Annotated in this window: 10 protein-coding genes; 2 read left to right on the top strand and 8 right to left on the bottom strand. The window is 58.0% G+C overall.

Annotated features, from left to right (window positions below):
• Nucleotides 1-106: 106 nt before the first annotated feature.
• The 7 genes from PJL69_RS12720 to PJL69_RS12690 form a co-directional block, all read right to left on the bottom strand.
• On the bottom strand, nt 107-925 hold the full coding sequence (locus PJL69_RS12720; RefSeq protein ID WP_209098022.1) for an ABC transporter ATP-binding protein: 819 nt from the start codon (nt 923-925) through the stop codon (nt 107-109).
• A gap of 75 nt (nt 926-1,000) precedes the next feature.
• Complete coding sequence (locus tag PJL69_RS12715; RefSeq protein ID WP_271309975.1) at nt 1,001-2,284, bottom strand: ABC transporter substrate-binding protein; 1,284 nt, start codon at nt 2,282-2,284, stop codon at nt 1,001-1,003.
• 79 nt (nt 2,285-2,363) lie between these two features.
• Nucleotides 2,364-3,440, bottom strand: coding sequence for a branched-chain amino acid ABC transporter permease (locus PJL69_RS12710; RefSeq protein WP_271309974.1), 1,077 nt, complete (start codon nt 3,438-3,440; stop codon nt 2,364-2,366).
• A complete protein-coding gene (locus PJL69_RS12705; protein ID WP_271309973.1) occupies nt 3,440-3,697 on the bottom strand; it encodes a hypothetical protein in 258 nt (85 codons plus the stop codon). The genes PJL69_RS12710 and PJL69_RS12705 overlap by 1 nt, the downstream gene beginning before the upstream one ends.
• Nucleotides 3,698-3,717: 20 nt before the next feature.
• Entirely contained in the window at nt 3,718-4,719 is a 1,002-nt protein-coding gene (locus tag PJL69_RS12700) for a branched-chain amino acid ABC transporter permease (protein ID WP_209098018.1), read from the bottom strand.
• A 41-nt stretch (nt 4,720-4,760) separates the two neighbouring features.
• Nucleotides 4,761-5,582: an ABC transporter ATP-binding protein gene (locus tag PJL69_RS12695; protein WP_209057486.1), complete on the bottom strand. Its 822-nt coding sequence runs from the start codon at nt 5,580-5,582 to the stop codon at nt 4,761-4,763.
• On the bottom strand, nt 5,579-7,549 hold the full coding sequence (locus PJL69_RS12690) for an AMP-binding protein (RefSeq protein ID WP_271309972.1): 1,971 nt from the start codon (nt 7,547-7,549) through the stop codon (nt 5,579-5,581). Before PJL69_RS12690 ends, PJL69_RS12695 begins: the two co-directional genes overlap by 4 nt.
• A gap of 209 nt (nt 7,550-7,758) precedes the next feature.
• Between PJL69_RS12690 and PJL69_RS12685 the strand changes: the two genes are divergently transcribed.
• The gene (locus PJL69_RS12685) at nt 7,759-9,672 is read left to right on the top strand and encodes a hybrid sensor histidine kinase/response regulator (RefSeq protein WP_271309971.1); all 1,914 of its coding nucleotides are present in this window, start codon (nt 7,759-7,761) and stop codon (nt 9,670-9,672) included.
• Nucleotides 9,673-9,682: 10 nt separating this feature from the next.
• Nucleotides 9,683-10,387 (top strand): response regulator transcription factor, encoded by a 705-nt coding sequence (locus PJL69_RS12680; protein ID WP_209098014.1) that lies wholly within the window; start codon nt 9,683-9,685, stop codon nt 10,385-10,387.
• 300 nt (nt 10,388-10,687) lie between these two features.
• Here the strand turns inward: PJL69_RS12680 and PJL69_RS12675 are convergent, their stop codons facing one another.
• Nucleotides 10,688-11,842 carry an ABC transporter substrate-binding protein gene (locus tag PJL69_RS12675; protein ID WP_271309970.1) on the bottom strand — a complete coding sequence of 385 codons (1,155 nt, stop codon included), beginning with the start codon at nt 11,840-11,842 and terminating at the stop codon, nt 10,688-10,690.
• Between the last annotated feature and the right edge of the window lie 26 nt (nt 11,843-11,868).

Here is an 11,868-nt window from a genome sequence, read left to right as displayed (position 1 = left end):
TCTGCCGCTTGTCATGCGGCCAAAGATTTCTTGTGCGCGCGCGGTGTAGGCGCAGCGCGAGAGGGGGAGTGAATGCCCAAAGATCGGGCGAGAGGGAAAGCTGAGGTTAGCTCAGCCAGCGTTTGCGACGACGGTAGGAGCGCACATCGCGGAAGGATTTGCGGCCTTCCTCAGACATGCCGAGGTAAAACTCTTTCACATCCGGGTTTTCGCGCAGATCGGCGGCGGGGCCATCCATCACCACGCGACCGGATTCCAGAATGTAGCCATAGTGCGCGAACCGCAGGGCGACGTTGGTGTTTTGCTCTGCCAGAAGGAAAGTGGCACCTTCTTTTTCGTTGAGGTCTTTCACGATGGTGAAAATCTCTTCTACCAACTGCGGTGCGAGGCCCATGGATGGCTCATCCAGCAGGATGCACTCTGGGCGGCTCATCAGGGCGCGGCCAATAGCAACCATCTGCTGCTCCCCGCCGGAGGTATAGCCCGCCTGCGATTTGCGGCGTTCTTTGAGGCGTGGGAAGTAATTATAGACCATCTCGAGATCTGCAGCGACTTCGCCACCGCTGCGGGTGTAGGCCCCGGTCAGCAGGTTTTCTTCGACGGTGAGGTGTTCAAAACAGTGGCGGCCTTCCATCACCTGAATGACGCCCTTTTTCACCAGCGCGGCCGGGTCAAGATCGGCCACCGGTTCGCCGCGATAGTTGATCGAGCCCTTGGTGACCTCGCCGCGCTCGGAGTGCAGCAGGTTTGAAATGGCTTTCAGCGTGGTGGTTTTGCCTGCGCCATTGCCCCCCAGCAAAGCGGTGATGCCGCCCTTGGGTACCGAAAGGCTCACGCCTTTCAAAACAAGGATCACGTGGTTGTAGATCACCTCGATGTTGTTGACCTCCAAAAGGGTCTCTTCGGTGCGGCCAGCGTCAAGCATATGCGTTGTCTTTCGTGTCTGGATCAGGGTGCCCCGGCCAGCCGCTGGCGGCCGGGGCTGATGTGTTTGCGCGGCTTACTTGCAGGCCGCTTCGATGTTGTTTTCAGCAGCGTAGGCAGCGGAGTCTTCTGCCACCAGCGCACCGATCACCTCGCCATCTGTCGCGGCAAAGTCAGAGATCAGCGACCAGGTTTTGTTGGCTGCGTCCCACTGGGTCACACCCACGAGGCCCGGGCCACCGTGGTTCTGACAGGATACATCAAAGGCTGGACCGAAGTTTGGCATGCCAAGCGCCGCCATTTTGGCCTCATCGATCTGCAGGGCTTCCATGCCGTCGCGCATCTGGCTTGCAGTGATTTCACCGGTGCCATGAATTTCCTGCGCGGTTTTGGCGGCTTCGGCTGCGAGCATGGCGGCATACATGCCACGGTTATAAAGCACGTTGCCGATCTGATCGCCTGCGCCTGCGGCTTTGCCCGTGTCGACAACATATTTCTGGATGTCATCAAAGATCGGGAAGTCACGGCCCACATTGTGGAAGGTCAGCGCCTTGTAGCCATTGGCTTTGTCGCCAGCTGGCAGCACATCATGCTCTGCGCCAGACCACCAGATGCCAATGAAGTTTTCCATCGGGAAGCGGATGTTGGCGGCTTCCTGAACCGCAACCTGGTTCATCACGCCCCAGCCCCACATCAGCACAAAGTCAGGCTTTTCACGACGGATTTGCAGCCACTGGGACTTTTGTTCCTGACCGGGGTGATCCACCGGCAGCAGGCTCAGCTCATAGCCGTGCTTTTTCTGCAGCTCTTCGAGCGTGCGGATCGGCTCTTTGCCGTAAGCGGAGTTGTGATAGACCAGCGCGATTTTTTTGCCGGACAAGTCGCCACCGTTGGCTTCCAGCAGGTAGTTGATCGCCCCGGAGGCACCATTCCAGTAGTTGCCTGGATAGTTGAAGACGTGGCTGAACACTTCGCCGTTGGCAGCAGAGGTCCGGCCATAGCCCATGGAGTGGATCGGGATGTCATCGGCGGTTGCTTTGGGGATCAGCTGATAGGTGATGCCCGTGGAGAGCGGCTGATAGACCAGCGCGCCTTCGCCTTTGGTGGATTCATAGCATTCCACGCCTTTTTGCGTGTTGTAGCCCGTTTCACATTCCAGCAGACGCGCAGGCACGCCGCCAATACCGCCGTCACGTTCGTTGAGCAGCGTAAAGTAGTCTGCATAGCCATCTGCAAACGGAATGCCGCCTGCGGCATAGGGGCCTGTGCGGTAGCTGAGTGATGGGAACACCAGATCGGCCATTGCCGGGGCTGCCGCCATCACCGCGCCGAGCGCCATGGATGCGAATTTCAATTTCATCGGGTTTCTCCTCCCTTGGTTTTTGTCCGATGGTGCGCGCAGCGCCTCCCCGCCGCGCACGATGGTCATGGCCCCGCCGTCAATGCGGGAAGGGCCACAACCTCAGCTTCTCCTTGGCCACGCGCCAGAGTTGCGCAAGACCATGAGGTTCTGCGATCAGGAAGACGATGATCAACGCCCCCACGATCAGGAATTCGAGGTGTGCGGCGATGTCGGTTGGCCAGCCAAGCCCCCCCACCAGCACGTTTTTCAGCAGGACCGGCATCAGAACCAGAAAGGCTGCGCCAGCAAAGGAGCCAAAGATCGAGCCCAGACCGCCGATGATGATCATGAAGAGCACCAGGAAAGACTGGTTGATGCCAAAGGCTTCGCCCACTTCCACCGCGCCCAGATAGACCGAGAAGAACAGCGCGCCTGCGACACCGATGAAGAAAGAGCTGACAGCAAAGGCAGAGAGCTTGGCCTTCAGCGGGTTCACACCGATGATTTCAGCGGCAATGTCCATGTCGCGGATCGCCATCCATTTGCGCCCCTGCATGCCACGCGTCAGGTTACGCGCCATAAGTGCCAGCAGTGTCAGGATCACCAGACAGAAGAGGTAAGGCGCCCAAGCGGTGGTGTTCGGGCCGGTCACGGCAATGCCGAACACGGTGCGTTCTGGTGCGGAGATCTGACCGGAGGCGGAGTAGTTGTAAAACCACGGCACCCGGTTGAAGAGCCAGACCAGAAAGAACTGCGCCGCCAGTGTGGCCACCGCGAGATAAAACCCTTTGATGCGCAGCGAAGGCAGACCAAAGAGCACCCCCACCAGCGCGGTCACGCCCCCTGCCAGCAGCACGTGGATAAAGATGCTGATTTCCGGGAAAGCGGTCATGAGTTTGTAGCAGGCGTAGGCCCCGACGGCCATGAAGCCCCCGGTGCCAAGGCTGACCTGCCCGCAGTAGCCCACAAGGATGTTCAGGCCAATCGCCGCGATCGCATAGATCAGGAACGGCAGGAAGATCGCGTTGACCCAATAGTCGTTGATCAGGAACGGCACTGCACCAAAGGCAAAGAGCATCACCGCATAGTACCGATAGCGATCAAATCTGATCGGGAAGGTTTGGTTGTCGTCGGCGTAGTTCGTTTTGAAGTCGCCCGCTTCACGATAGAACATCAGCTGTTCTCCTCGTTATATTCTCTTTCAAGATGGGACCGGTCCGCCCGGAGCCCTTTTTTCGCATAACCCGTCGCCTCTGAGTGGCGCACAAGCTTGAAGTAACACCAAAGTCCCAGTGCTCCTCCTGTTGCCGCGAGGATCGCGGCGATGGTCATTTGCCCTGTATCAGCTGGGTTCGCCGAGATGGCGAGGTAGCCGAAGGCCCAGAAGCCGGACCAGGCGATAACGTTCAGGATGGCTAGTAACTTTGGCATATCCTGTGAGACCTTTCGTTTTAGACCCTCTCGATAATCTTCTCGCCGAAGAGGCCCTGAGGCCGGAAGACGAGGAAGACGAGCGCAAGCACATAGGCGAACCAGTTTTCGGTCGCGCCACCCACCAGCGGGCCGACAGTGAATTCAAACAGCTTTTCGCCCACACCGATGATCAACCCGCCAACAATGGCACCGGGGATGGAGGTGAAGCCCCCCAACATCAGCACCGGGAGCGCCTTGAGTGCAATCAGCGAGAGCGAGAACTGCACACCGGATTTGGCGCCCCACATGATGCCGGCGACCAGCGCCACAAAGCCCGCCACAGACCAGACCATGACCCAGATGAAATTGAGCGAGATGCCCACAGACAGCGCGGCCTGGTGATCATCTGCCACAGCGCGCATGGCGCGGCCCTGCTTGGTGTATTGTGAAAACAGCACCAATGCGACCACGAGGATAGCGGCGATCACCGTGGCGACCAGATCCAATTGATCGAGGAAGAAGCCATAGAAGTTTTCATTGCCCATGCCGAGCCACTGGGTGTTTTCCTCAATCCAGAAACTGCCGCCCTGGGGCAGGCCCACATCCAGTGTCTTGATGTCAGAACCCCACATCAGGTCGCCAAAGCCTTCGAGGAAGTAGGCGAGGCCGATGGTGGCCATGAACAGGATGATCGGTTCCTGATTGACCAGATGGCGGAACACAAATTTCTGTACCGCCCAGGCGAGGAGCACCATAACACCCATGGTCAAAAGGATCGCCAGAACTGCAGGAACGTGCCAGCCGAAATGGTGGATTTCCGTGCCGAGTGCTGCGTTTATCAGATGGGCAAAAGGCACCTGCCCTTTCATAATCCCCACCAGTGTCGCCGCAGAAAACAGCGCCATCACACCCTGCGCATAGTTAAAGATACCGGAGGCTTTGTAGATCAGAACGAAGCCCAGCGCGACGAGGGCATAAAGCACCCCTGCCATCAGGCCGTTAAGCACAACCTCGGTGCCGTAGAGTAGACTTTCAGGCATCACAAACGCCTCCGAATTTTACTTTGAAGTCAGGGATTTGCTTAGTCATGAGCCACCCCCAGATAGGCGTCGATCACATCCTGGTTGTTGCGCACCTCATCTGGTGTGCCATCGCCGATCTTTTTGCCGTAATCCATCACCACAACGCGGTCGGAGAGATCCATGACCACGCCCATATCGTGCTCGATCAGCGCGATTGTGGTGCCAAATTCATCATTCATATCAAGGATAAAGCGGGACATGTCCTCTTTCTCCTCGACGTTCATCCCGGCCATGGGCTCATCCAGAAGCAGGATCGAAGGTTCTGCCGCCAGTGCGCGCGCAAGCTCGACCCGTTTCTTCAGACCGTAAGGCAGACGGCCCACCGGTGTTTTGCGGATGTGCTGGATTTCGAGGAAGTCGATGATCCGCTCCACAAAGGCGCGGTTTTCGACCTCTTCCTGCTCGGCTTTGCCTTTCCAGAGCGCCTGTTGGATCAGATTGGCGTTCATCTGGCGCAGACGGCCGGTCATCACGTTATCAAGAACAGACATGCCTTCAAACAGCGCGATGTTCTGAAACGTACGGGCGATGCCCTGTTGCGCCACCTGATAAGGTTTCATTGGAGGGCGCTTGGCACCTTTGTACCAGACTTCGCCTTCTTGCGGCACGTAGAAGCCGGAAATCACGTTCAGCATTGAGGATTTGCCAGCCCCGTTCGGGCCGATGATCGCGCGGATCTCGCCTTCGCGGATGTCAAAGCTGATGTCGGTGATCGCCTTCACCCCGCCAAAGCGCAGCGTGATGTTTTTCATTTCCATCACCACACCGCCAATGGTGCGGCCATCGTCGGTGACGAAACTGTCGTTGCTCATATCGTTCATTCTGCTGCCACCTTGCTGGCCACGGGCACCACTGCGGCGTCGCGCAATTCAAGCGTGGCGCGGATGCTGCCTTTGCGGCCGTCTTCATAGGTCACTTCGGTTTCTGTGGAGACCGAGCTGGCGCCGCCATAAAGCGCCTCCACCAGATCGCTGTATTTGTCCGCCACAATCACACGGCGCACTTTGCGGGTGCGGGTCATTTCGCCGTCATCGGCATCCAGCTCCTTGTGCAGCACAAGGAAGCGGTGGATCTGACAGCCCGCCAGCATTGGGTCATCGGCCACAGATTTGTTGACCGTTTCCACATGGCCCTGAATGGACTCAAGCACCTTCGGGTGGCCCGCCAGCTCCTGATAGGAGGCATAGGGGATGTTGTTGCGCTCTGCCCAGTTGCCCACCGCCGTCAGGTCGATGTTGATGAAGGCCACGCAGCGGTCCTTGCCGTTGCCAAAGAGTACGGCCTCCAGAATGTCGGGATAGAACTTCAGTTTGTTCTCGACATATTTCGGCGCGAACATGGCCCCATCGGCCATTTTGCCCACGTCTTTGGCGCGGTCGATGATGCGCAGATGGCCGCTGTCTTGCTCGAAGAAGCCTGCATCTCCGGTGGCGACCCAGCCTTCGGCGTCTTTGGTCGAGGCGGTGCTTTCCGGGTTGTTGTAATACTCCACAAACACGCCGGGGCTGCGATAGTGGATCTCGCCATTGTCGTCGATTTTGATTTCCACGTCCGGTGCAGGCACACCCACCGTATCGGCGCGCACCTGACCATCCGGCTGCGCCGTGATAAACACCGTTGCTTCGGTCTGGCCGTAGAGCTGTTTGAGGTTGATGCCGAGGGAGCGATAGAACTCAAAAATCTCAGGCCCAATCGCTTCACCTGCGGTGTAGCCGACCCGCACGCGGCCAAAGCCAAGCGTATCCTTCAGCGGGCCATAGACCAGCATATCGCCAAGGCGGTATTTCAGACGGTCCATGAAGGAAACCGGATTGCCGTCCAGAATATCACCACCCACTTTTTTGGCGTGTTCCATAAATCTATGGAACATCCGGCGCTTGAGATTGCCTGCGTCTTCCATGCGGATCATCACATTGGTCAGCTGGGTCTCAAACACGCGTGGTGGGGCAAAATAGTAGGTCGGCCCGATTTCACGCAGGTCAGTCATCATGGTGTCCGCGGACTCAGGGCAGTTCACGCAGAAACCTGTCCAATAAGCCTGCCCCACCGAGAAGATGAAATCCCCGACCCAGGCCATAGGCAGGTAGGCAAGGATCTCTTCGCCGGCGGTCAGACCGTCAAACTCGGCAGAGTTTTTTGCGCTTTCGATCACGTTGCGATTGGAAAGAACCACGCCCTTGGGTTTGCCGGTGGTGCCTGAGGTGTAGAGCATCACACAGGTGCTGTCATAAGTCAGCTTGCCACGACGCGCCTCAAGATCCGTGATCCATTCATCCCGCGCCGCGCGCCCCTGTGCCTGAATATGGCTGAATTCATGCAGCTGATGGTGATCATACTTCCGCAGACCCCGCGGGTCGATGTAGATCATATGTTCGAACTGATGCAGGCTGTCCTGAATGTCGATGATCTTGTCGACCTGTTCCTGATCTTCGACGATGGCGTATTTCGCGCCGCAGTGGCCGAGGATGTATTCCATCTCATCCGCCGCGCTGTCCTGATAAACAGGCACGGGCACCGCACCAACACATTGCGCGGCAACCATGGACCAGTAAAAATAAGGACGGTTGCGCCCGATAATGGCGACAAAATCGCCCTCAGACACGCCCAAATTGATCAGGCCAAGCGCGAGCGCCTCGATTTCATTTGCTGTCTCTGCCCAAGTCCAGGTCTGCCAGATCCCAAACTCTTTTTCCCGATAAGCGTCTTTGTCCGCAAATTGGGTGGCGTTCCGCTGCAACAGCGCCGGGATGGACGCAAGTCCACCGGTCGCCTGTGACGACTGTGCCAATTTTCTTTCCTCCCTAGAACTCGCCCTAATGTTGTATTTGAGCAAGCCAAAATCGCCGAAACGATTCCTCCCCCACAGTGGGGCTCAGAACAGGCTGTGGGTCAACTTTTTCCTGAACATTTCCCAATCCTTACGAATTGTAACAAGGCGCATTTCAGGCTTTCGCTGCCCCCAAAACCGGTGTTAGCGGTAGTGGAAAGGAGAGCGGAATGGCGCATGTGAAAGGGGAAACGCAGGCGATGACCGTCGCCGGGCTGAACCTGATCAAGCAGGCCCTGTCGATTTATGACAGTGACCTGAAATTGGTGGTGGCCAATGCGCGCTTTCGCGAAATGTTCTCCATTCCCAAGCATTTGATGCAGCCGGGCGCGACCTTTGCAGACACCATCGCGTTTCTCATTGAGAACGGCGAATATGGCGTCATCCCCATCGCAGAGAAGCAGGCGTTCATTCAGGATCGGGTGAAACGGGCCCTGGCTTTTGAGCCGCACTATTTTGAGCGTCAACGCGCCGATGGCCGCTGGATCAGTGTGGAAGGCTCTCCACTGCCACAGGGGGGCTGGGTGGCCGTTTACACCGACATCACCGCCACAAAACGACAGGAAGCCCTGCTGCGAGCGCGCTCTGAAGAGCTGTCAGATCAGGTGCTGCAATACGCCGAAGAGCTTTCCGCAGCCAATCGGGAAATGGAAAGCACGGTCAATACGCTTGAGGAGGTCAAGCGCCAGTTGACCGAGAGCGAAGCGCGGATGCGCCTGACGGCAGAAATGATGCCTGCCCATATCGCCCATGTGGGACCAGACTGGATCTACACCTATTCCAACCGCCGCCTGAGCGCGGTGATCCCCGGGCGCCCGTCAGATATTGTGGGCATGCGTGCCGAAGACGCGCTTGGCGACAGCGCGTTTCGGGCGATCCGGCCCTATCTTGAGGGTGCGTTTGCGGGGCGTGCCTCTGTGTTTGAGTTTAACGAACACCCCAGCACGCGGCGCATCCGCGTGGCTTTCACGCCTGATGACAGTGAGGGGGCTGCGCGCGGTGTCTATGTGCTGTCGATGGACATCACCGAGGAAACCCAAACCCGTGTTGCCCTGCAGCAAACCCGGCGGCGCGAGATTGCCGCCCAAATGACCAGTGGGCTGGCGCATGATTTCTCAAACCTGCTGACCATCATTCTGGGCACACAGCGTAAATTGCAAAAGATGGGCCTGCCGGATGAGGCGCAATCGCTGATCGAGGCCACATTGGGCGCGGCGCGGCGTGGGGGCACGTTGCTTGACAATCTGGCCAATGTGACCGGGCCACGGGTGCCTAAACTGGCAGCCACGGATATGGCGGGTTTTCTGTCAGAGCTGGACACTTTGGCCCGCCCGACGGTAGGGAAGAACGTTGCACTGATCATCGAAAACAACATCCCCGAAGGCGCGTTGATGGTGGATCCATCGATGCTGCAGGATTCGCTTGTGAATCTGCTGTTGAACGCAGCACATGCCTGTGGTGCGGGTGGCACCATTCTGTTGATTGCGGAACTGGTGCAAGACACCTGGGTGCAATTCACGGTGCGCGACACAGGACCGGGTTTTTCTGAGGAAGCGTTGAGCCGCGCGCTGGATCCGTTTTTCACCACCAAGGGCGCGGATGGGTCGGGCCTTGGACTGGCGATGGTTTATGACATGACAAAGCTGGTGGGCGGCGACATCAAAATCGGCAATGCGGTGAGCGGTGGGCAGGTGATCCTGCGGCTGCCGCTGCGCCGCGCGGTGCAGGATGCGACACCCGGGCTGGCGCTTTTGGTGGAGGATAACCCCGATCTGCGCGGGCTGATCCGTGACATGCTGACCGATATGAAACACACGGTGATTGAAGCCGCCAGCGTGGATGAGGCACGGGTGCTGCTGGATCAGGTGCCTGAGATCAAGCTGGTGCTTTCTGATATTTCCTTGGAAGGCGAGGCCACCGGTGTGGATCTGATCCGCGAGGTGGGACGCGAGCGTGTGCCAACTTACCTGATGACTAGCTTGCCCCAGAGCCACACGCTCTATATCGAAGGGGCGGCACGGGCGCCGGTGCTGCCCAAACCGTTTACTGCCAAGCAGTTAGATCAATTCCTGCACCCGAAGTGAGAGCCCTGCCATGACCGCCCCGCTTGTCACCATTTTGGACGATGAACCGGATATCCGCATGATCCTTGCGGATGCGCTGGAGGATGCGGGCTTTCGCACCATGGCGTTTTCGAGGGCCACAGAATTTGAAGCGGCGCTGAAATCCACCACGCCGGATGTGTGTCTTGTGGATCTGGGACTGCCGGACAAAGACGGGCTGACGTTGGTGCATCGGCTGGCGCTGGAGGTCGGCGCGGCGGTGATCATCATTTCCGGGCGCGCGCAGGTGCAGGACAGGATCACCGGGCTGGAGCTGGGGGCGGATGACTATATCATCAAGCCCTTTGACCCGACCGAAGTGGTGGCCCGCGTGCGCGCTCGGCTGCGCAAAGAGCGCGGCGCAGCACCGGTTGTTGCCAACACAGCGCAGTTTAACGGCTGGACGGCGTATTTTGACCGCTATGTGCTGGAGGATGAAGCAGGCGTTGAGACCCCCTTCAGCCATGCCGAGGGCGAAGTGTTGCGCTTGTTTCTGGACAGTCCCAAACGCCTGATCAGCCGCGCACAAATGCAGGAGACATTGGGCGGCGCTGCTGGTGAGAGCTTTGACAGGGCGATGGATGTGCGCATTTCGCGGCTGCGCACTAAGCTGCAGGAAGACCCGAAAAACCCACGCCTGATCAAAACCATATATGGTGCTGGGTATATTTTTCTTGGGGATGTGGAGTGGCGCTAGGTGCGCATATTTAGTGACTTCGAAAACCTCAAAAACCAAATGTAGATTTTTACCCCGATATAGTGTAGTCTGTTTTCAGTAGCGTCGAGCAGATCCCCTGAGCGCTGGCTGTGATGCAGAATGGGGCAGACAGCTGTGCGTTTGGGGACGTGCAAAGCCACACACGGGACCGCCGCGACACATCGGACGCGGCACCATCGCGGGGACAAGAAACAAAAACGATCACTCCCGCCTTCCCCGCAGACCAAAACATCGGCTGCGGGGAATTTTTGTGAAAACAGTGGACGCTAGAGTGGCCGGTTATTTGACCACAAGAGTTTTCCAGCCGCCGTTTTCGACCACGGAAATCACCACCTCATCTGCGCCGCGATGATCATCAGGGCCGTAAGTGATGCGCGAATCCGTTACGTCGTCCATGTAATCAAGCGTTTCCATCGCCGCGAGGAAGCTTTCGTGGCTGAGATCTGGCCCGGCGGCCTCAAGCGCGCGCACGACTGTGTCGGCCGCTGAATATCCAAGCATGGCAAAACCAGAGGCAGGCTGATCAAACTTCGCTTTGTAATCCGCGATGAACTTGGCAGGCACTGGATCTGCCGCGCGTTCATAAAGATCACGCCAGCCTGCGGCTGCATAAAGCCCTTCGGTCACGCCACCGGGCACCTGAGCGACCGGTTCCAGAAAGCCTGCGGAGGTGTTGAGGAATTTCACATCCGTCCAGCCAAGTTTCTTGGCGGTGCCGACCACGGTGATGCCCTGACGCACGCCCAGCGCCATGGTGATGATGTCACATTCCGCTGCCTTGAGTTTGGTCAGAGAGCCGACAAAATCCAGCTCGTCAGGCTTGTGGGTGGTTTCCCCCGCCATGGTGAGGCCCAGTGTGTCGGCTGCATCCGCAGTGGATTCCGCGATCTCTTTGCCAAAGTCGGAAGGTATATACATGGCGCAGACTTCTTGGGCGCCGAATTCCTCGGCCAGATAGGTCACGCCAACCTGCACCTGATCGTAATAGCTTGAGAAGCCGATGAATTTATTGCCCATCGGTTCCTGAAGCATCTGACGCGCCGCAGAGAGCGGACCGATGTTGGGAATGCCTTTGGGATCGAGCAATTTGAAGCCTGCGGTGTTCATCGGCGTGCCAAGGCTGAGCAGCATGGCAAAGACTTTGTCGCGGTTGAGCAGCTTGTTGTAGCCCTGCATCGCGCGTGGGATCTGATAGCCGTTGTCCTCCACAACAAAGCGGATCTGACGCCCGTGCACGCCGCCCGCGCTGTTGGCTTCTTCAAAGCGCAGATTGGCCCCATTCACCGCCGGAACACCGACGGCTGCAAAAATCCCGCTCAGGTCATTAACCGAGCCAATCACAACTTCGCTGTCGCTCACGCCCTGCGTGTCCGCAGCGACCTGAGACGCCAGCGCCACCGCGCCAACCGCCAGTGCCGTCGTCAGATGTTTCATAGTTTCCTCCCGTTTGCTGCTTTCAG

The organism is Shimia sp. MMG029, assembly GCF_027947445.1.
GTDB lineage: Bacteria > Pseudomonadota > Alphaproteobacteria > Rhodobacterales > Rhodobacteraceae > Shimia.
The sequence above is the reverse complement of the archived record's forward strand: the minus strand, read 5'-3'. Positions and strand labels throughout refer to the sequence as shown.